Source organism: Mucilaginibacter sp. L3T2-6, from assembly GCF_030519355.1.
GTDB lineage: Bacteria > Bacteroidota > Bacteroidia > Sphingobacteriales > Sphingobacteriaceae > Mucilaginibacter.
Map to the genome: position 1 here is coordinate 40,760 of NZ_JAUMKC010000001.1, position 17,909 is coordinate 58,668.

Here is a 17,909-nt window from a genome sequence, read left to right on the forward strand (position 1 = left end):
ATGGAAGCAACACAAAAAGTAAAAAAATCTGTGCGTATCGCACAGCTTAAAACTGAGCAAAAAGCCCAGCAAGGCGGCCCTGCAGTTGCCAAGTTGAACGACTGCCCTACCTCGCCCCGCAAAATGCGCTTGGTGGTAGATCTGATCCGCGGCAAAGAAGTTTTCGCAGCTTTAAGCATACTGAAATTTACCAATAAGGAAGCGGCTATACGCGTTGAGAAACTGCTTATGTCTGCTATTACCAACTGGGAAGCGAAGAACGAAGGACAACGTGCTGAAGAAAACGGCCTTTTTGTAAAGGAAGTTTCTGTAGGCGGTGGCCGTCAGTTAAAAAGATTGCGCCCGGCACCGCAAGGAAGGGGTTATCGCATTCGCAAGCGCTCAAACCACGTAACACTTATTGTGGATACTAAAAACGTTAACAATTAATTTGAAATGGGACAGAAAGCACATCCAATAGGTAACAGATTAGGAATCATCAGAGGTTGGGATTCTAACTGGTTCGGTGGCAATCACTATGCCGACAAATTAGTTGAAGACGAAAAGATCCGCAAATATCTTTCAGCACGTATCTCTAAAGGCGGCGTATCTAAAGTTGTTATCGAGCGTACTTTGAAGCGTATCACCGTAACTATACACACTGCCCGTCCGGGTATTGTTATAGGTAAAGGCGGCCAGGAAGTTGATAAAATAAAAGAAGAGTTAAAGAAGCTTACCAAAAAGGAAGTTCAGATCAACATATTCGAGATCAAACGCCCTGAGCTTGACGCACAATTAGTTGCTGAAGGCATAGCAAAACAGCTTGAGGCTCGTATCTCATTCCGTCGTGCAATGAAAACTACCATCGCGTCAACCATGAGAATGGGCGCCGAAGGTATCAAAGTAATGACATCAGGCCGCTTGGGTGGTGCTGAGATGGCACGTACTGAACAATATAAAGAAGGAAGAATTCCTCTGCATACTTTCCGTGCCGATATTGATTATGCATTGGCCGAAGCATTAACTACCTATGGTAAAATAGGTGTTAAGGTTTGGATTTGCAAAGGCGAAGTTTACGGCAAGCGCGACCTGTCGCCAAACATTGGTGCAGCAAGCAGCGCAAGCGGTAAAGGCGGTGCACGTACCGAAGGCAGCGACCGCGGATTTGGCGGCCGCAGTGAAAGAGGCGGTGAGCGCGGTGGCGAACGCAGAGGCGACAGGAAACCAGGTGGCGACCGTCGTGGCGGCGGTAACAACCGTGGCGGACAAGGCGGCGGTAACCGTGGCGGTGGTAACCGTCCGGGCGGTCAGGGAAAGAGATAATAATATTTACAAAATATATCGTGACGATATAAAAGCTTAAGAAAATGCTACAGCCAAAAAGAACTAAGTTCAGAAAGATGCAAAAAGGCAGGATGAAGGGCAACGCCACCCGTGGCGCCGAGCTTTCATTCGGATCTTTCGGTATAAAATCACTGGAACCGGCATGGATAACCAGCCGCCAGATTGAAGCTGCACGTATTGCTGTAACACGTTTTATGAAACGTGAAGGCCAGGTATGGATCAGGATTTTCCCTGATAAGCCAGTAACTAAGAAACCTGCAGAGGTACGTATGGGTAAAGGTAAAGGTGCGCCTGAATACTGGGTTGCAGTTGTGCGCCCCGGAAGGATCATCTTTGAAGCAGAAGGCGTGCCTTTGGAAGTTGCCAAAGAAGCGTTGCGCCTGGCAGCACAGAAATTACCTGTGCAAACAAGATTTATAGTACGTAGAGATTACGTAGAAGCATAAATAAAAGTGAACGTTATAAATGCGTTGCAGTACGGTTAAATGCGGCGGCTAACATTTATAACCTCTTCAACATATCAAACAGTTAAAGAAAATGAAGAACTCAGAAATTTTGGAGTTGTCAACTGAAGAATTGGTTGCCAGGATCAGCGAGGAGAAAGCTACGCTTACCAAACTGAAATTTGCACACGCGGTTTCTGCTATTGAAAATCCAACACGTATTACTAAAGTACGTAAGGATATTGCCCGCTTAAATACTGAATTGACAAAGCGCAAGTCGGCGGCAGCTTCTGAATAATTTTAAGCATCGGGAAAAATGGAAAGAAATTTAAGAAAAACACGTACCGGACTGGTAGTTAGCAATAAGATGGAAAAATCTATCGTAGTTGCTGTAGAGCGTAAAGTGAAGCACCCTATCTATGGTAAATTCGTTAAGAAGACCACCAAATTTATGGCTCATGACGAAGCTAACACTGCCGGCATAGGCGATACCGTAGAAATTATGGAGACACGCCCGCTGAGCAAAAACAAAAACTGGAGATTAGTTCAAATCATAGAAAGGGCTAAATAACATGGTACAACAGGAATCAAGATTAACCGTAGCTGATAACAGCGGTGCTAAAGAAGTTTTAGTTATCCGTGTGTTGGGTGGTACCGGCAAAAGGTATGCCTCAATCGGCGATAAGATAGTAGTTACCGTAAAGAGCGCCCTGCCATCAGGCAACGTTAAAAAAGGTACCGTTTCAAAGGCTGTAGTAGTTAGGACCAAGAAAGAAATTCGTCGTAAAGACGGTTCTTACATCCGTTTTGATGACAATGCTGCCGTTTTGTTAAACAACCAGGATGAGCCAAGAGGCACACGTATTTTTGGCCCGGTAGCAAGAGAGTTGCGTGAAAAGCAATTTATGAAAATTGTATCATTAGCACCGGAGGTATTGTAACAATGGAAAAGAAACAACACACACAACCAACCAAACTGAAGATCAAAAAAGGTGATCTGGTTAAGGTTATAGCCGGCGATTCGAAAGGTTCACAAGGCAAGGTATTAGAAGTAATACTGGATAAAGGCAGAGCAATTGTTGAAGGCGCAAATATGGTATCGAAACATACGAAGCCTAATGCCGCAAAGCCAAACGGCGGAATCGAGAAACAGGAAGCTGCAATCGCAATATCAAACCTAATGCTGGTGGATCCAAAATCAGGAAAACCAACCCGCGTTGGCCGCAGAAAGAACGATGCCGGTAAATTAGTAAGGTTTGCAAAAATATCAGGAGAGGAAATTAAGTAATGGAATACGTACCAAGATTAAAAAGCAAGTACAAGGACGAAATTCGTACCGCGCTGAAAGATAAATTTCAGTATAAAAGCGTAATGCAGGTTCCTAAGCTTGAGAAAATCGCTATCAACCAGGGTGTTGGCGGCGCCACTACTGATAAAAAGCTTATCGAAAGCACAATTACCGAGCTGACTACCATTACCGGCCAGCAGGCAGTTGCATCGAAATCAAAGAAAGATATTTCGAACTTCAAGCTGCGTAAAAACATGCCTATCGGCGTTCGTGTAACTTTGCGCGACAATAACATGTACGAGTTTCTTGACCGTTTGATCGCTGTTGCATTGCCTCGTATCCGCGACTTCAAAGGCATCAATGATAAGGGTTTCGATGGCCGCGGTAATTATACTTTAGGTATATCTGAACAGATCATCTTCCCTGAGATCAACATCGACAAGATCAACAAGATCCAGGGTATGGATATTACCTTTGTAACCTCTGCTACCAACGATGTTGAAGCATTGGAGTTACTTAAACAATTTGGATTACCATTCAAAAATCAAAATAATGGCTAAAGAAGGTGTAAAAGCACGTGAACTTAAACGTGCTAAATTAGTAGCTAAATACGCTGAGAAAAGAGCGGCCCTTAAAGCAGCCGGCGATTATACAGCATTGGACAAATTGCCTAAGGCAGCCTCTCCGGTAAAGTTGCACAACCGTTGCAAATTAACCGGTCGTCCGCGCGGTTATATGCGTCAGTTCGGCATATCGCGTGTTACATTCCGTGATATGGCGTTAGCAGGCCAGATACCAGGCGTTAAAAAAGCGAGCTGGTAATATAAGGCGAAAGCCGAAAGGTAAAAGGCGAAAGGAAAGAAACGAGGATAAAACCTTTTATCTTTAACCTTTTGCCTTTCACCTCAAAACAAAGAATTAACCGGTAGAAGGTCGCCCCGGATGTTACGGGAAGGAAACCACTACCACAAATCGATAAAATGAATACAGATCCAATCGCAGATTATCTTACACGAGTAAGGAATGCTATTAAAGCCAACCATAGGGTTGTTGAAATTCCTGCATCAAATCTGAAGAAGGAAATCACTAAGGTGCTTTTCGACAAAGGTTACATTGCTAATTTTAAGTTTGAGGAAAATGGTCCGCAAGGCACCATTAAAGTTGCTTTAAAGTACCATCCGATAACTAAAATTTCTGCTATCCGCAGCATCCAGCGCATCAGTAAACCAGGTTTGAGGAAATACGCAGGCATGGACAATATGCCAAGAGTATTAAATGGTTTAGGTATCGCCATCCTGTCAACTTCTAAAGGTGTTATGACCGATAAAGAAGCTAAAGCACAGAATGTTGGCGGTGAGGTTTTATGCTACGTATATTAATAGGAGGAAATTAAGCAATGTCAAGAGTAGGAAAATCACCTATAGCGCTGCCACAGGGCGTTACGTTTTCGGTATCGGCAGATAATGTTGTTACTGTAAAAGGTCCTAAAGGCGAGCTGCACCAGGCGGTAGACAGTGACATCACTGTTGAGCAGGAAGAAGGAAACCTTGTTGTTAAGCGTCCTTCAGACCAAAAACGCCACAAAGCATTACACGGCTTATACCGTGCGCTAATAAACAATATGGTTGTAGGTGTAACCACAGGTTACAAAGTTGAGCAGGAATTAGTGGGTGTAGGTTACCGTGCAACAAATACAGGTAATACCTTAGATTTAGTGTTGGGTTATTCTCACCACTACGTATTTGAGTTACCAAAAGAAATAAAAGTTTCAACAACTGCTGATAAGGGGAAAAACCCGACTATCATCTTAGAGTCGATTGATAAACAACTGATAGGCCAGGTAGCGGCAAAAATCCGTTCGCTGCGTGCACCAGAGCCATACAAAGGTAAAGGTATCAAGTTTGTAGGCGAAGTATTGAGAAGAAAAGCAGGTAAATCAGCATCTAAAAAATAATCGTCATGGGAGCTAAATTATCAAGAAGAGACAGAATTAAGAAGGGAATCAGGAAACGTCTTTCAGGTTCTTCGGCACGTCCGCGTCTGTCGGTTTACAGGAGTAATAAAGGTATTTACGCACAGATCATTGACGATGTTACCGGCAGAACACTTGTTTCGGCCTCATCATTATCAAAAGATTTTACGGCGGCAGAAGGTACTAAGATCGACCAGTCAGTTGCCGTTGGCAAGCTGGTTGCTTCTAAAGCTATCGCAGCAGGTATTAAAGATGTGGTTTTCGACAGGAACGGTTATTTGTACCATGGTCGTGTAAAATCACTGGCTGAAGGTGCACGTGAAGGTGGTTTAAACTTTTAATCGAAAAGAGAAATGTCAACAATCAACATAAAAAGAGTAAAAACAAGCGAGATTGAATTAAAAGACCGCTTGGTAAGCATCCAGCGTGTAGCCAAAGTAACCAAAGGCGGCCGTACCTTCAGCTTCTCTGCCATTGTGGTAGTAGGTGATGAAAATGGTGTTGTAGGTTACGGCTTAGGTAAGGCAAAAGAGGTTACCGAAGCCATTGCAAAAGGCATTGATGATGCTAAAAAGAACCTGGTAAAGGTGCCTATCATTAACGGTACAGTTCCTCACGACCAGATCGGTAAGTTTTCAGGTGGTTTTGTTTACATTAAGCCAGCTGCAAACGGTACAGGTGTAATTGCCGGTGGTGCGATGCGCGCAGTACTGGAATCTGCAGGCGTACACAACGTATTGGCAAAATCAAAAGGTTCATCAAACCCGCACAACGTGGTTAAGGCAACTGTATCTGCATTAGCGCAATTGCGCGATGCTTATACTGTAGCACAGCACCGCGGCGTTAGTTTAGGTAAAGTATTTAACGGATAATCTGTCATGGCAAAAATCAAAATAACCCAGATTAAAAGCGTGATCGACAGAAGTGAGCGCCAAAAACGTACGGTTGAAGCCCTGGGCTTAAAAAAGATCAACCACAGTGTAGAAGTTGAAGCTACTGCAGCTATCATCGGTATGGTTAGAAAAGTTAATCACCTGGTAGCGGTAGAAAACATTTAATATCATGAATTTAAGCAATCTGAAACCTGCAGAAGGTTCTACAAAAAATAGAAAAAGAATTGGCCGTGGTACCGGTTCGGGCCGTGGCGGAACATCAACACGTGGCCATAAAGGCGCCGGTTCGCGTTCAGGCACCAGCAGCAAGGTTGGTTTTGAAGGTGGCCAGATGCCTTTACAACGCCGTGTACCAAAGGTTGGCTTTAAAAACCCTAACCGGGTTGAGTATAATGGCATTAACCTTGACGTGCTGCAAGCATTAACTGAAAAATATTCTTTATCTTCGGTTGATCTGGAAACACTGAAAGCGCATGGCCTGGCATCACGCAACGACCTGATTAAGATATTGGGCCGCGGCGAGCTGAAAGCTAAGTTAGAAGTTAAAGCCCACGCCTTTACTGCTACAGCGCAAAAAGCTATCGAAGCAGCAGGTGGTACCATAGTAAAGCTATAATTTTCGATGAAGAATTTTTTCACCACATTATCCAATATCTGGAAAATTGATGATTTAAGAGTGCGTATTACTAACACACTCTTATTTCTTTTAATATATCGCGTGGGCTCTTTCGTAGTGCTTCCGGGCGTTAATTTTAATTCGCTTACCGCTAAACAGGGTACTGAGGGACTTGCCGGCTTACTGAACATGTTTGCAGGCGGTTCGTTTTCTCGTGCCTCAATTTTTGCATTAGGGGTAATGCCTTATATCTCTGCATCCATCGTAGTGCAGCTGTTGGGTATCGCGGTGCCTTATTTTGCTAAGTTGCAAAAAGAAGGTGAAAGCGGGCGTAACAAGATTAACCAGTGGACCCGCTATCTTACCATTGGTATTACTGCATTGCAGGCTATAGGTTACCTACGGTCGCAGATACAGGATACACAGATGGAGATTGCAAATCCGTACTTTACAGTAATCAACGTGTGCGTGCTTACAGCAGGTACTATGTTTGTAATGTGGCTTGGTGAAAAAATCACAGATAAGGGCATCGGTAACGGTATATCGCTTATTATCATGGTAGGCATTATAGCTGCTCTTCCAGGTGCTATATCAAGCGAATTCCTGTCACGTACTACAGGTACAGGTGGTTTAATTATGTTCATTGTCGAGATCGTTGCACTGATTGCTGTCGTGGCATTTACTGTTCTTATTGTGCAGGGCACACGCAAAATTGCGGTGCAATATGCTAAGCGAATAGTGGGTAACAAACAATATGGCGGCGTTCGCCAGTACATTCCCTTAAAGGTGAATGCTGCGGGTGTAATGCCAATTATATTTGCGCAGGCGCTGATGTTTATTCCCGCTACAATTGCACAGTTCTATCCCAATGCGGCGTCAAATAAAGTATTGATGGCTTTATCTGACTATACTTCATGGGGACATAACCTGCTATTCGCAATCCTGATCATACTGTTTACTTACTTCTATACTGCTATCACCGTTAACCCGCAGCAGATGTCGGAAGATATGAAGAAGAACGGCGGCTTTATACCCGGTATTAAACCTGGTCGCGATACAGGTAACTTTATCGACGGTGTAATTTCAAAAATCACGTTACCTGGTTCAATTGCATTAGCTATAATTGCTATCATCCCTGCCTTGGGCAGCCTGGTAGGTGTAAGCAGTACATTCGCACGTTTCTTCGGCGGTACTTCGCTGATCATCCTTGTGGGTGTTGTGCTGGATACCTTACAGCAGATTGAAAGCCACCTGTTAATGCGCCATTACGATGGTCTGATGAAAACAGGAAGAATTAAAGGCCGCACCGCTATCCCATCGGGTGATACCGGTCAGCCTGTTATCTAACCATAAAACATGTCAAAGATCCATTATAAGTCTGTCGAAGAGATAGAGCTGATAAGAGAAAGTTCTTTACTTGTTTCCAAAACACTAGGGGAAATTGCGAAAGTAATACGCCCTGGTATAAAAACCATAGAATTAAATAAACTTGCAGAAACCTTTATCCGTGACAACGGGGGGGTTCCTGCATTTTTAAATTATCACGGGTTTCCTTACTCTTTATGTATTTCGCCCAACGACCAGGTGGTGCACGGTTTTCCCAACCAGCGCGAGCTTGTCGAGGGTGATATAGTATCGGTTGATTGCGGCGTAGTCCTGAATAAATATATCGGTGACTCGGCTTTTACTTTTGCAATAGGCGAAGTGAGCGACGAAGTTAAGCGCCTTATGCGTGTTACCCGTGAATGCCTCGACCTGGGCGTGCAAAAAGCAGTTGCCGGAATGCGCATAGGTGACATTGGTTACGCAGTTCAGGAGCACGCCGAAAAACACGGCTATGGTGTTGTGAAAGAGTTGGTAGGTCACGGAGTTGGTCTGCAGCTGCACGAAAAACCCGAAGTGCCCAATTATGGCAGACGTGGCTCGGGTACCAAACTTGAAGAAGGTATGGTGATAGCTATTGAACCTATGATTAATGCCGGCAAAGCCAGGGTGAAGTTCTGGGACGACGGTTGGACGGTGTCGACAGTTGATGGCAAACCATCTGCGCACTACGAACATACGGTAGCTATCAGGAAGGGACAACCCGATATCCTGTCTACCTTTTCGTATGTAGATAATGTTTTAAAAGAAATTAATAATAATTAAAATATTTTTTATTAATTTTGCATCCCGGTTTTGGGGCGGATAATTAAGTAATAATCAGTAAAATATGGCTAAACAATCATCGATTGAACAAGACGGAACCATCCGGGAGGCATTATCAAATGCAATGTTCCGGGTTGAACTGGAAAATGGTCATGAGATTATTGCTCACATATCCGGAAAAATGCGGATGCACTACATCAAAATTTTACCTGGCGACAGGGTTAAACTGGAGATGAGCCCGTATGACTTGACAAAGGGTAGAATAACCTATAGATATAAATAACAGCAGAGATGAAAGTTAGAGCATCCATTAAAAAACGCAGCGCTGATTGCAAGATCATTCGCCGTAACGGGAAACTTTATGTTATCAACAAAAAGAATCCTAAGTTTAAGCAGCGTCAGGGATAATTAGAAAGAAATTGTGATAGCCCGTACAACGGTGGCCCGCCGTTCGGTATCATTTAAAAACACAAAACACAAATATGGCAAGGATTTCAGGTATAGATTTACCGAAGAACAAAAGAGGGGAGATAGGTTTAACCTACATTTACGGTATTGGCCGTGCTACCGCTCAAAGAATTTTAACTGAAGCCGGTATCGATTTTGATACTAAAGTTCAGGATTGGAACGACGAACAGTTAGCTACTATCCGTGGTATAATTAACGATCAGATCAAGGTTGAAGGCGCGCTGCGCTCTGAAGTTCAGCTGAACATTAAACGTTTAATGGATATAGGTTGCTATCGTGGAACCCGTCACCGTAAAGGGTTGCCTTTGCGCGGTCAGCGTACCAAAAACAACTCACGTACCCGTAAAGGTAAACGTAAGACTGTTGCTAACAAGAAGAAAGCTACTAAATAGTGATTAATGATCAGAGACCAGAGGTTAGAAGTATCCTGTGGTTTCTGACATTAGGAATACCTGATTATATAACTCGCTAATGAGTCCGGATTATTCGCTAATCCAGTAATTCATTGGCAAAAAGAAAATCAAAAAATGGCTAAAGCTAAAAAAGTAACCAAAAAGCGTATTGTTATTGTAGAACCGGTTGGTGAAGCACATATCAATGCTACTTTTAACAACATCATCATCACCCTTACCAACAAAACCGGCCAGGCTATTTCGTGGTCGTCTGCTGGGAAAATGGGTTTCAAAGGTTCAAAGAAAAACACGCCTTATGCTGCCGGTCAGGCTGCTGCTGATTGCGGTAAAGTTGCGTATGACTTAGGTCTTCGTAAAGTTGAAGTATTTGTGAAGGGCCCTGGCGCCGGTCGTGAGTCGGCTATCCGTACTTTGCAAACTGCAGGCATCGAGGTAACTACTATAAAGGACATTACACCGCTTCCGCACAACGGTTGCCGTCCATCAAAACGCAGAAGAGTTTAATTAACAATTTTTTTAAAGCTAAGATTCAGCAGCTGCGGGCTGCCTGATACTTTAAAAACCACAAACAATGGCTAGATATACAGGACCAAAATCCAAAATTGCGCGCCGTTTCCGTGAGCCGATCTTCGGTCCGGATAAAGCGTTAGAAAGAAAAAATTATCCTCCGGGCATGCACGGCGTGTCGAAAAGGAGAGGCAAACAGTCAGAGTACTCAACCCAGTTGCAGGAAAAACAGAAAGTTAAATACACTTACGGTGTGTTGGAACGTCAGTTCGAAAACCTGTTTCACCGTGCTTCTGCTAAAGAAGGTATCACCGGTGAGAACCTGTTGAAATTTCTGGAGGCCCGTTTAGACAATGCTGTTTACCGTTTAGGTATAGCCCCAACCCGTTCAGGCGCACGTCAGTTGGTTGGTCACAAACATATCACTGTAAACGGTGAGGTGGTAAACATCCCTTCATATTCACTAAAAGCTGGTGATGTTATAGCGGTACGTGAGAAATCAAAATCGCTGGAAGCAGTTGCCAATTCGGTAGCCGGCCGCAAAATAAACAAGTACAGCTGGCTGGAGTGGGATGCTGCCAATTTAACAGGCAAGTTTCTTAACTATCCAAACCGCGATGAGATTCCTGAGAACATTAAGGAAAACCTTATCGTCGAGTTGTACTCGAAGTAATAACGATACTTATCCACGCGATGATTGGCAAATTTTGTCAATCATTTCGTGGTTTAAATCATTTCAATTAGTAAACAATAAATAAAGGATATAAATGGCAATTTTAGCATTTCAAAAACCAGACAAGGTTATCATGCAGAAATCAACTGATTTTGATGGCACGTTTGAGTTTCGTCCGTTAGAACCAGGCTTCGGTGTAACCATTGGTAATGCTCTGCGTCGTATCTTACTTTCTTCACTGGAAGGTTATGCGATCACTTCAGTACGTTTTTCGGGAGTGATGCATGAGTTTTCAACCATCAAAGGCGTTGTTGAAGACGTTACCGAAATTATACTTAACCTTAAGCAGGTTAGGTTCAAAAAAACCGGTGAATCTGGCGACAGCGAAAAAATATTTGTCATTATTAATGGCCAGGATGCTTTCAATGCAGGCGATATCACCAAGTTTTCAAACAACTTTACGGTGTTGAACCCTGAGTTTGTTATATGTAATATGGATAGTTCGGTAACGCTTGAAATCGAGCTTACTGTTAATAAAGGCCGTGGTTACATTCCGAGCGAAGAAAATAAAAATCCTGACGCTAATGTAGGTGTAATAGCAATCGACTCGATTTACACACCTATCAAAAACGTTAAATATACTATTGAGAACTATCGTGTAGAACAAAAAACCGACTATGAAAAATTAGTACTGGACATTACTACCGATGGTTCAATACATCCTGAAGATGCACTTAAAGAAGCGGCTAAGATACTTATCCAGCACTTTATGCTGTTCAGTGATGAGAACATGATGCTAGAAGCGCAGGCTAAAGAAGAAACTAAAGAAGTTGATGAGGAAATCCTGCATATGCGCAAGATCCTTAAGACCGAACTGGTTGACCTTGACCTTTCAGTACGTGCACTAAACTGCCTGAAAGCTGCTGATATACGCAGCCTTGCTGATTTAGTATCATACGACGTGGCTGATATGCTTAAGTTCAGAAACTTTGGTAAAAAGTCGTTAACTGAGATCCAGGACCTGGTAAAATCAAAAGGCTTATCTTTTGGTATGAACCTGTCGAAATTTAAGTTAGACGAAGAATAAATTAATAAAAAGAGGTTAGAGATTAGTTAATTAGTCTCTAACCTCTTTTCATTTATAAAACACGGGTTTGAGAAAGCAGGTGAACTATTCTCTAACCTCTAATCAACAAATCACTAACACCGGCATAATTCCGAGGGCTTGACGAAAAGCCGCCGCCCGACGGTATGCACGTGCCACAACAACAAAAACAATGAGACACGGAAAAAAAGTTAATCACTTAGGCCGCACCGACAGCCACCGCAAAGCGATGCTGAGCAACATGGCCACTTCGCTTATCCTGCACAAGCGCATTACTACAACATTAGCAAAAGCGAAGGCTTTACGCGGATTTGTTGAGCCCCTTCTTACAAAATCGAAAAATGATACTACACACTCGCGTCGTGTGGTATTCAGCTATCTCCAGGACAAAGATGCAGTTAGCATCCTGTTCCGCGAAATTGCTGAGAAGATTGCCAGCCGTCCGGGCGGTTACACCCGTATCATCAAAATGGAAAACCGTTTAGGTGATAACGCTGAAATGGCGATGATTGAATTGGTAGACTACAATACAGTTTATGGTACCGACGTTGCTAAAACTGAAAAGAAATCAACTCGTCGCCGTGGTGGTAAAGGCGGTAATAAAACTGCTGCACCTGCTGCTGCGCCAGCAACCGAAGAAGTTGTTGAAGCAGCTCCTGTAGCTGAGGCCGCTTCTGCTGAATCACCGGCAGTTGAAACTGAAGCAACTCCTGCAGCTGAAACCGAGGCCCCTGAGGCGCCGGCAGCAAACGAGGAAAATGCTGAAAAAGCCGAATAATTTTAAATCCAAATAAATCTAATTATTAAAGAAATGCCTCCTGGCTTGCCGGGAGGCTTCTTTTTTTTAGCGGTACTGATCATTGTTCAGTCTAAACGATAACAATCCCTCATCAGTTCTCTTAAACTGTTTAAAGCAGCATTTTTCCAGTATCCGCACAGAAGGCAGATTACTCTCGTATGTATGAACAATCACCGAATTAATCCCTTCCTTTCCCAAAGCCCAATGGCTCATCAGTTTTAGAGCTTCCGTAGCATAACCTTTGCCCTGGTGTCCTTCCTCAATCATATAGCCGGCTTCCGCCTCGCCCAGGTCGTTGGGTTCTCCGTTGAATCCCATGCCGCCGATAGCGAGGTTTTCAGCCTTAAGGATGATTTCCCAATCAGTGTACCAGATGAACTGGTCAGGATTAGCCAGTGTTTTTGGCAGCCAGAAATTTATCATGGCGTCATCTATTTCCTTTTGATAAAATTCATCCACCTGCCAGTTGGATAGGGTAAGACCAAGTGATTCCTCCAGGGCATGCCGCCCGCTATTATGTAATATTTGCAGTTGTTGATGTGTTAACGGCTGCATTTTCAACCGTTCTGATTCGATAAAAAACATGGATATTTTGGATTTGTATAACAATAAAAATTCATTTCAATTTGCTGATTGAAGGTTCAGCCGGTGATCAGGCTGTTGTTATACAATTCCAGGCGTTGTAGTTTGCCTGTTTGGTGTGTTGAGTAACAGAGGCGTTTTTTTTGTGAGCAATTTACAGAAAATAATTGTAATGCTAATGTCTCGCCCCTCTCGCCTCAACTCCTGCCAACCTGTCACCGTTTTTAAACATCGTCATGACTAAATAATACCTTTCGCCTTTAACCTTTAACCTTTAATCAAAAAAACTCTGCCAAACCCAAATTGGCACAGGCATTGATAAATAACCAGTAATTCAGAAAACATCAATCAAGAAAATATAATCATATGTCTAAAATAATTGGAATCGACTTAGGAACAACAAACTCCTGCGTTGCAGTAATGGAAGGTAACGAGCCCCAGGTTATTGCGAACAGCGAGGGTAAACGTACTACGCCGTCTGTAGTGGCTTTTGTGGACAACGGCGAACGTAAAGTTGGCGACCCTGCAAAACGCCAGGCTATCACCAATCCAACAAAAACTATTTATTCTATTAAACGCTTTATGGGTAACCAGTTTAATGAGGTTACCAAAGAGGCCGACCGAGTGCCTTATAAAGTGGTAAAAGGCGATAACAACACGCCGCGCGTTGAAATAGGCGACCGTAAATATACTCCGCAGGAAATTTCTGCCATGATCCTTCAAAAAATGAAGAAGACTGCTGAAGATTTTCTGGGTACGGAAGTTACTGAGGCGGTTATAACTGTGCCGGCTTACTTTAACGACGCACAGCGCCAGGCTACTAAAGAGGCCGGCGAGATTGCAGGTTTAAAAGTTCGCCGTATCATTAACGAGCCTACTGCAGCCGCTCTGGCTTATGGCCTGGACAAAGCGCACAAGGACATGAAAATTGTTGTGTTCGATTGCGGTGGCGGTACGCATGACGTTTCGGTACTGGAATTAGGCGATGGCGTATTCGAAGTGAAATCAACCGATGGCGATACTCACCTTGGTGGTGACGATTTTGACCAGGTAATTATTGATTGGCTGGCCAATGAGTTTAAGAATGATGAAGGTATCGACCTGCGTAAAGACTCAATGGCGTTACAACGCTTAAAGGAATCAGCTGAAAAAGCTAAAATAGAGTTATCAAGCACTGCGCAGACTGAAATTAACCTGCCATACATTACAGCTGCCGACGGCATGCCAAAGCACCTGGTTAAAACCTTAACCCGCGCTAAATTTGAGCAACTGGCCGACGGTTTGATCAAACGTACTATCGAGCCTTGCAAAACCGCATTGAAAAACGCGGGTTACGGTACATCGGATATCGACGAGATCATCTTGGTAGGTGGTTCAACACGTATCCCTGCTATTCAGGAAGCTGTTGAAAAATTCTTCGGTAAAGCGCCTTCAAAAGGTGTGAACCCTGACGAGGTGGTGGCTATCGGTGCTGCTATACAGGGAGGTGTATTAACCGGCGAAGTAAAAGACGTTTTATTGCTTGACGTTACCCCGCTTTCATTAGGTATTGAAACTATGGGTGGCGTAATGACCAAGCTGATTGAAGCTAATACTACAATACCAACCAAGAAATCGGAAGTATTCTCAACCGCGTCTGACAGTCAGCCATCAGTAGAGATACACATTCTGCAAGGTGAACGCCCAATGGCATCGGCTAATCGTACGATCGGCCGTTTCCACCTGGATGGCATTCCACCAGCACCTCGTGGTGTGCCACAAATTGAAGTGACTTTCGATATTGATGCTAACGGTATATTGAATGTATCTGCAAAGGATAAAGCTACCGGTAAAGAGCAGAAGATCCGTATTGAAGCTTCTTCTGGCTTAACTGAAGCTGAGATCAAGAAAATGAAAGACGAGGCTGAAGCGAATGCCGATGCTGACAAAAAGGCAAAAGAAGAAGTTGAAAAACTTAATGCTGCTGACGCGCTGATATTCTCGACCGAAAAACAATTGAAAGAATACGGCGACAAGATTTCGGCTGACAAGAAAGCGCCTATCGAAGAAGGCCTGAAAAAACTGAAAGAGGCCTATGCAGCTAAAAACTTCAGCGATATTGACGCAGCCCAGGCTGAGTTAAACAATGCCTGGAACGCAGCCTCTGAAGAGATGTATAAAGCCACTGCTGATGCAGGCCAGGGCGCACAGCCAGGTGCTGATGCAAACGGCGGCGCCTCTGCGGGCGGACAGAACGAAGGGGACACTGTAACGGATGTCGACTTTGAAGAAGTGAAATAAAAAGTTCCCTATCTCCCTAAGAGATATAAACTATTAACCCCGGTTATGCATTTAGCCGGGGTTTTTTGTTGAGTGGTTTTGGCGCGCCGGGCAGTATGCCGCTATTTAAAACGTTAGTTTAAATGCGGCATTGCCAAACTTATAGAGGACTTGCCGCCTCTCCGTTTCACCGTTCTTGGAGGAATCACTAAACCCATGCAGCATCAATTTTACCTGGCTGAATCTTGATGTAAACGAGCCCTCCACATCAGAAAAGCTTATCGAGCGGCGAACAGGGTCGAAAATTATTTGCCGCTTATAGTAAACCTTATTTTGATAGTCATAAGTAGTCCCATCATCCTCATAGTAATTAAATATTGATGGTTCGACGCCATTCCATGTATGCAATGCCAAAATACCATCGCCTTTGTCATTTGTGCTTTGCACAACGTTTTGCATTGGAATGATTGCGCCGGCTTTTATAAATACCGGAAGGTCTGTCAGTGGCGCATCAACTGTTATCGTTTTGCCACCATTAAACTTCTCGCCTGTGCTAAACCGGTACCAGGCGCCTTTCGGTAAATAAACCTTCGCTTTTAGCTTTGTACTTTCCACAGGTGCAACCAGTATACTATCACCGAATAAAAACTGGTTGTGGTAACTCTCATCGTACACCTTTTTATCATTGGTGTAATCAATAGCCAGCGCACGGCTTACGGGCAAGCCTGTAAGGCAGGAATGGTAAAATGCAGAGTAGATATAAGGCAGCAAGCGGTAGCGCAGCTCAATATCTTTTTTGATGATCGCCATATTCTTTTTGCCCCAGCGCCATGGCTCGCGCATGATGGTGCCTTGTTGGGCATGATTACGGAACATGGGGGTATAAACCCCGAGCGAGTTCCAGCGCACTATCAACTCAGGGGAAGGATTATAACTAAAACCACCAATATCCACGCCGGCAAAGCTCATCCCGCAAATGCCGAGGCTGCTTACCATACGCTGGCCCATCAACATGTGCTCATCAAATGCGGAGTTATCACCTGTCCACACTGCAGAATACCGCTGGGTGCCGGCATAGGCAGCCCGGGTTAATACGAACGGCCGCTTATTACCCATTATCTTTCGGACACCATCATACGTGGCGCGCGCCATTTGCATTCCATAGGCATTGCGCACTTCGGGCATGAACTTCTCGCCGAATTTAACCAGCCAGGGGATGTTTTGCCCCCAGGCGGCCGGTTCGTTCATATCATTCCAAAAACCTTCTACTCCAGGTTGTGTTAATGCGGCAAACGATTTACCCCACCATTCGCGTACATCTTCCCTAAAGAAATCCGGAAAGTGGCACCGGCCGGGCCAAACCTCGCCAGTATAGTTTTCTCCGTTAGGATAAGTAGCAAAGTAGCCTTTTTTAACACCCTCATCATATTGTGGGTAGCCCTTTTCGATCTTAATACCCGGATCGACGATCGTTATCAATCTGAAGTTCATTTCTTTCAGTTTATCGATAAGCGCCTTCGGATCGGGAAAAGTTTGGCTATTCCAGGTAAAAATTTTGAACCCGTCCATGTAATCTATATCACAGTAAATTACATCGGCGGGAATATTATATTTCCTGAAATTTTCAGCGACTTTCAATACTTCTTTGGCGTTCATATAGCTCCAGCGGCATTGCTGGTACCCGAGGCTCCACAGCGGCGGCATTTCCATGCGGCCGGTCAGCCAGGTATAATCTTCAATTATTTTGGCTATGCCCTGCGTGCCGAAAAAATAATAATTCATATCGCCGCCGTCCGCGCCGAACCACGTCATCTGGTCATCAGTAGTAGCGCCGAAGTCGAAATAGCTTTTATGCGTATTATCGAAAAAAAGACCGTAAGTCAGCCTATCGTGTATCCCAACAAAAAATGGTATTGTTTTATACAGCGGGTCGGTTTTAGTATCGTGCATGGCGGCATCGGTGTTCCAGTTTACAAAGCTGGCTCCGCGCTTGTTCAGGTTACCCGTCTTTTCGCCCAGGCCGATAAACTTTTCATCCGGGTAAAGCTTGCGATAGTTAATCACCCTGTTGCCCTGCCAGTTAATGCCGAATCGCTCGTCATCCTCGCTCAAAGCATGACCATTTACCGTATAAAAATTAAACCGTAACGGGTTTTTGGCAATTCCCAAGCGCATGCCGGTGGTGATGATAGTCACCTCGTCATTAGATTCTGAAAATTCAAAATCACCGGCGGGTTGCTGTATAACTGCAAACGAATGATCGTTGGCATTAAATGCCTTGCTTACGTTTACCCGGATGATATTATTGCTGTAAACCCAAATGCGGGCAGTAGCTTCTTTGGTTTGTATAACAAGGCCGTGCTTTGTTTTTTTTATGCTTTCAGCTTTGCCTAATATTTCTAAATCCATGCCGTGTCCTT

At 44.0% G+C, this 17,909-nt stretch carries 27 protein-coding genes; 25 read left to right on the top strand and 2 right to left on the bottom strand.

The window, feature by feature from the left end:
* The 24 genes from rplV to rplQ all read left to right on the top strand — a co-directional run bounded on the left by rplV (position 1) and on the right by rplQ (position 12,627).
* Positions 1-429, top strand: a complete 429-nt coding sequence (gene rplV, locus Q3W13_RS00225) for a 50S ribosomal protein L22 (protein WP_302860379.1) — start codon at positions 1-3, stop codon at positions 427-429.
* 6 nt (positions 430-435) lie between these two features.
* Complete coding sequence (gene rpsC, locus Q3W13_RS00230) at positions 436-1,302, top strand: 30S ribosomal protein S3 (protein WP_302860381.1); 867 nt, start codon at positions 436-438, stop codon at positions 1,300-1,302.
* A 44-nt stretch (positions 1,303-1,346) separates the two neighbouring features.
* Positions 1,347-1,769: a 50S ribosomal protein L16 gene (gene rplP / locus Q3W13_RS00235; RefSeq protein WP_302860383.1), complete on the top strand. Its 423-nt coding sequence runs from the start codon at positions 1,347-1,349 to the stop codon at positions 1,767-1,769.
* A gap of 91 nt (positions 1,770-1,860) precedes the next feature.
* A complete protein-coding gene (gene rpmC, locus Q3W13_RS00240) occupies positions 1,861-2,064 on the top strand; it encodes a 50S ribosomal protein L29 (protein WP_302860384.1) in 204 nt (67 codons plus the stop codon).
* A gap of 18 nt (positions 2,065-2,082) precedes the next feature.
* Positions 2,083-2,337: a 30S ribosomal protein S17 gene (rpsQ, locus tag Q3W13_RS00245; protein WP_302860386.1), complete on the top strand. Its 255-nt coding sequence runs from the start codon at positions 2,083-2,085 to the stop codon at positions 2,335-2,337.
* A 1-nt stretch (position 2,338) separates the two neighbouring features.
* On the top strand, positions 2,339-2,707 hold the full coding sequence (gene rplN, locus Q3W13_RS00250; protein ID WP_090529260.1) for a 50S ribosomal protein L14: 369 nt from the start codon (positions 2,339-2,341) through the stop codon (positions 2,705-2,707).
* A 35-nt stretch (positions 2,708-2,742) separates the two neighbouring features.
* Positions 2,743-3,054 carry a 50S ribosomal protein L24 gene (gene rplX, locus Q3W13_RS00255; RefSeq protein ID WP_302861022.1) on the top strand — a complete coding sequence of 104 codons (312 nt, stop codon included), beginning with the start codon at positions 2,743-2,745 and terminating at the stop codon, positions 3,052-3,054.
* Positions 3,054-3,614, top strand: coding sequence for a 50S ribosomal protein L5 (gene rplE, locus Q3W13_RS00260; RefSeq protein ID WP_302860405.1), 561 nt, complete (start codon positions 3,054-3,056; stop codon positions 3,612-3,614). The genes rplX and rplE overlap by 1 nt, the downstream gene beginning before the upstream one ends.
* On the top strand, positions 3,607-3,876 hold the full coding sequence (gene rpsN / locus Q3W13_RS00265; protein WP_302860406.1) for a 30S ribosomal protein S14: 270 nt from the start codon (positions 3,607-3,609) through the stop codon (positions 3,874-3,876). The genes rplE and rpsN overlap by 8 nt, the downstream gene beginning before the upstream one ends.
* A gap of 158 nt (positions 3,877-4,034) precedes the next feature.
* Positions 4,035-4,433 (top strand): 30S ribosomal protein S8, encoded by a 399-nt coding sequence (gene rpsH, locus Q3W13_RS00270; RefSeq protein ID WP_302860407.1) that lies wholly within the window; start codon positions 4,035-4,037, stop codon positions 4,431-4,433.
* A 17-nt stretch (positions 4,434-4,450) separates the two neighbouring features.
* Positions 4,451-5,008 carry a 50S ribosomal protein L6 gene (gene rplF, locus Q3W13_RS00275; protein ID WP_302860408.1) on the top strand — a complete coding sequence of 186 codons (558 nt, stop codon included), beginning with the start codon at positions 4,451-4,453 and terminating at the stop codon, positions 5,006-5,008.
* A gap of 5 nt (positions 5,009-5,013) precedes the next feature.
* Positions 5,014-5,367 carry a 50S ribosomal protein L18 gene (rplR, locus tag Q3W13_RS00280; RefSeq protein ID WP_302860410.1) on the top strand — a complete coding sequence of 118 codons (354 nt, stop codon included), beginning with the start codon at positions 5,014-5,016 and terminating at the stop codon, positions 5,365-5,367.
* A gap of 12 nt (positions 5,368-5,379) precedes the next feature.
* Positions 5,380-5,898, top strand: coding sequence for a 30S ribosomal protein S5 (gene rpsE / locus Q3W13_RS00285; protein ID WP_368077612.1), 519 nt, complete (start codon positions 5,380-5,382; stop codon positions 5,896-5,898).
* Between the two features lie 6 nt (positions 5,899-5,904).
* Entirely contained in the window at positions 5,905-6,084 is a 180-nt protein-coding gene (gene rpmD, locus Q3W13_RS00290) for a 50S ribosomal protein L30 (RefSeq protein WP_294794539.1), read from the top strand.
* Between the two features lie 4 nt (positions 6,085-6,088).
* Complete coding sequence (gene rplO, locus Q3W13_RS00295) at positions 6,089-6,535, top strand: 50S ribosomal protein L15 (RefSeq protein WP_302860411.1); 447 nt, start codon at positions 6,089-6,091, stop codon at positions 6,533-6,535.
* Positions 6,536-6,541: 6 nt separating this feature from the next.
* Positions 6,542-7,882 carry a preprotein translocase subunit SecY gene (gene secY, locus Q3W13_RS00300; RefSeq protein ID WP_302860412.1) on the top strand — a complete coding sequence of 447 codons (1,341 nt, stop codon included), beginning with the start codon at positions 6,542-6,544 and terminating at the stop codon, positions 7,880-7,882.
* Positions 7,883-7,891: 9 nt separating this feature from the next.
* Positions 7,892-8,683: a type I methionyl aminopeptidase gene (gene map, locus Q3W13_RS00305; protein WP_302860414.1), complete on the top strand. Its 792-nt coding sequence runs from the start codon at positions 7,892-7,894 to the stop codon at positions 8,681-8,683.
* Between the two features lie 64 nt (positions 8,684-8,747).
* Entirely contained in the window at positions 8,748-8,966 is a 219-nt protein-coding gene (gene infA, locus Q3W13_RS00310; protein ID WP_022833270.1) for a translation initiation factor IF-1, read from the top strand.
* Positions 8,967-8,974: 8 nt separating this feature from the next.
* Positions 8,975-9,091, top strand: coding sequence for a type B 50S ribosomal protein L36 (gene ykgO / locus Q3W13_RS00315; RefSeq protein WP_022833269.1), 117 nt, complete (start codon positions 8,975-8,977; stop codon positions 9,089-9,091).
* A gap of 74 nt (positions 9,092-9,165) precedes the next feature.
* Positions 9,166-9,543 carry a 30S ribosomal protein S13 gene (gene rpsM, locus Q3W13_RS00320; RefSeq protein WP_302860423.1) on the top strand — a complete coding sequence of 126 codons (378 nt, stop codon included), beginning with the start codon at positions 9,166-9,168 and terminating at the stop codon, positions 9,541-9,543.
* 135 nt (positions 9,544-9,678) lie between these two features.
* Positions 9,679-10,068 (top strand): 30S ribosomal protein S11, encoded by a 390-nt coding sequence (gene rpsK, locus Q3W13_RS00325; protein WP_112574505.1) that lies wholly within the window; start codon positions 9,679-9,681, stop codon positions 10,066-10,068.
* A 67-nt stretch (positions 10,069-10,135) separates the two neighbouring features.
* On the top strand, positions 10,136-10,744 hold the full coding sequence (gene rpsD, locus Q3W13_RS00330; RefSeq protein ID WP_302860426.1) for a 30S ribosomal protein S4: 609 nt from the start codon (positions 10,136-10,138) through the stop codon (positions 10,742-10,744).
* Positions 10,745-10,838: 94 nt separating this feature from the next.
* Positions 10,839-11,831: a DNA-directed RNA polymerase subunit alpha gene (locus tag Q3W13_RS00335; protein ID WP_302860427.1), complete on the top strand. Its 993-nt coding sequence runs from the start codon at positions 10,839-10,841 to the stop codon at positions 11,829-11,831.
* Positions 11,832-12,021: 190 nt separating this feature from the next.
* Positions 12,022-12,627, top strand: coding sequence for a 50S ribosomal protein L17 (rplQ, locus tag Q3W13_RS00340; protein ID WP_302860429.1), 606 nt, complete (start codon positions 12,022-12,024; stop codon positions 12,625-12,627).
* A 66-nt stretch (positions 12,628-12,693) separates the two neighbouring features.
* On the opposite strand, the gene Q3W13_RS00345 is transcribed toward rplQ, so the two are convergent.
* Positions 12,694-13,203: a GNAT family N-acetyltransferase gene (locus Q3W13_RS00345; RefSeq protein ID WP_302860431.1), complete on the bottom strand. Its 510-nt coding sequence runs from the start codon at positions 13,201-13,203 to the stop codon at positions 12,694-12,696.
* A gap of 393 nt (positions 13,204-13,596) precedes the next feature.
* On the opposite strand from Q3W13_RS00345, the gene dnaK reads away from it, so the two are divergent.
* A complete protein-coding gene (dnaK, locus tag Q3W13_RS00350) occupies positions 13,597-15,510 on the top strand; it encodes a molecular chaperone DnaK (protein WP_302860432.1) in 1,914 nt (637 codons plus the stop codon).
* 105 nt (positions 15,511-15,615) lie between these two features.
* Here the strand turns inward: dnaK and Q3W13_RS00355 are convergent, their stop codons facing one another.
* Positions 15,616-17,898, bottom strand: a complete 2,283-nt coding sequence (locus Q3W13_RS00355) for a glycoside hydrolase family 31 protein (protein WP_302860433.1) — start codon at positions 17,896-17,898, stop codon at positions 15,616-15,618.
* Positions 17,899-17,909 lie beyond the last annotated feature (11 nt).

Coding starts and splice junctions, on each gene's coding strand:
- ykgO (WP_022833269.1), top strand. CDS start 8,975: ATGAAAGTTAGAGCATCCATTAAAAAACGCAGCGCTGATTGCAAGATC.
- Q3W13_RS00355 (WP_302860433.1), bottom strand. CDS start 17,898: ATGGATTTAGAAATATTAGGCAAAGCTGAAAGCATAAAAAAAACAAAG.
- infA (WP_022833270.1), top strand. CDS start 8,748: ATGGCTAAACAATCATCGATTGAACAAGACGGAACCATCCGGGAGGCA.
- rplF (WP_302860408.1), top strand. CDS start 4,451: ATGTCAAGAGTAGGAAAATCACCTATAGCGCTGCCACAGGGCGTTACG.
- rpsH (WP_302860407.1), top strand. CDS start 4,035: ATGAATACAGATCCAATCGCAGATTATCTTACACGAGTAAGGAATGCT.
- rplV (WP_302860379.1), top strand. CDS start 1: ATGGAAGCAACACAAAAAGTAAAAAAATCTGTGCGTATCGCACAGCTT.
- rplR (WP_302860410.1), top strand. CDS start 5,014: ATGGGAGCTAAATTATCAAGAAGAGACAGAATTAAGAAGGGAATCAGG.
- rpsK (WP_112574505.1), top strand. CDS start 9,679: ATGGCTAAAGCTAAAAAAGTAACCAAAAAGCGTATTGTTATTGTAGAA.
- map (WP_302860414.1), top strand. CDS start 7,892: ATGTCAAAGATCCATTATAAGTCTGTCGAAGAGATAGAGCTGATAAGA.
- rplQ (WP_302860429.1), top strand. CDS start 12,022: ATGAGACACGGAAAAAAAGTTAATCACTTAGGCCGCACCGACAGCCAC.
- rplP (WP_302860383.1), top strand. CDS start 1,347: ATGCTACAGCCAAAAAGAACTAAGTTCAGAAAGATGCAAAAAGGCAGG.
- rpsM (WP_302860423.1), top strand. CDS start 9,166: ATGGCAAGGATTTCAGGTATAGATTTACCGAAGAACAAAAGAGGGGAG.
- rpsC (WP_302860381.1), top strand. CDS start 436: ATGGGACAGAAAGCACATCCAATAGGTAACAGATTAGGAATCATCAGA.
- rplN (WP_090529260.1), top strand. CDS start 2,339: ATGGTACAACAGGAATCAAGATTAACCGTAGCTGATAACAGCGGTGCT.
- rplO (WP_302860411.1), top strand. CDS start 6,089: ATGAATTTAAGCAATCTGAAACCTGCAGAAGGTTCTACAAAAAATAGA.
- secY (WP_302860412.1), top strand. CDS start 6,542: ATGAAGAATTTTTTCACCACATTATCCAATATCTGGAAAATTGATGAT.
- rpmC (WP_302860384.1), top strand. CDS start 1,861: ATGAAGAACTCAGAAATTTTGGAGTTGTCAACTGAAGAATTGGTTGCC.
- rplE (WP_302860405.1), top strand. CDS start 3,054: ATGGAATACGTACCAAGATTAAAAAGCAAGTACAAGGACGAAATTCGT.
- rpsE (WP_368077612.1), top strand. CDS start 5,380: ATGTCAACAATCAACATAAAAAGAGTAAAAACAAGCGAGATTGAATTA.
- rpsN (WP_302860406.1), top strand. CDS start 3,607: ATGGCTAAAGAAGGTGTAAAAGCACGTGAACTTAAACGTGCTAAATTA.
- dnaK (WP_302860432.1), top strand. CDS start 13,597: ATGTCTAAAATAATTGGAATCGACTTAGGAACAACAAACTCCTGCGTT.
- Q3W13_RS00345 (WP_302860431.1), bottom strand. CDS start 13,203: ATGCAGCCGTTAACACATCAACAACTGCAAATATTACATAATAGCGGG.
- rpsQ (WP_302860386.1), top strand. CDS start 2,083: ATGGAAAGAAATTTAAGAAAAACACGTACCGGACTGGTAGTTAGCAAT.
- Q3W13_RS00335 (WP_302860427.1), top strand. CDS start 10,839: ATGGCAATTTTAGCATTTCAAAAACCAGACAAGGTTATCATGCAGAAA.
- rpsD (WP_302860426.1), top strand. CDS start 10,136: ATGGCTAGATATACAGGACCAAAATCCAAAATTGCGCGCCGTTTCCGT.
- rpmD (WP_294794539.1), top strand. CDS start 5,905: ATGGCAAAAATCAAAATAACCCAGATTAAAAGCGTGATCGACAGAAGT.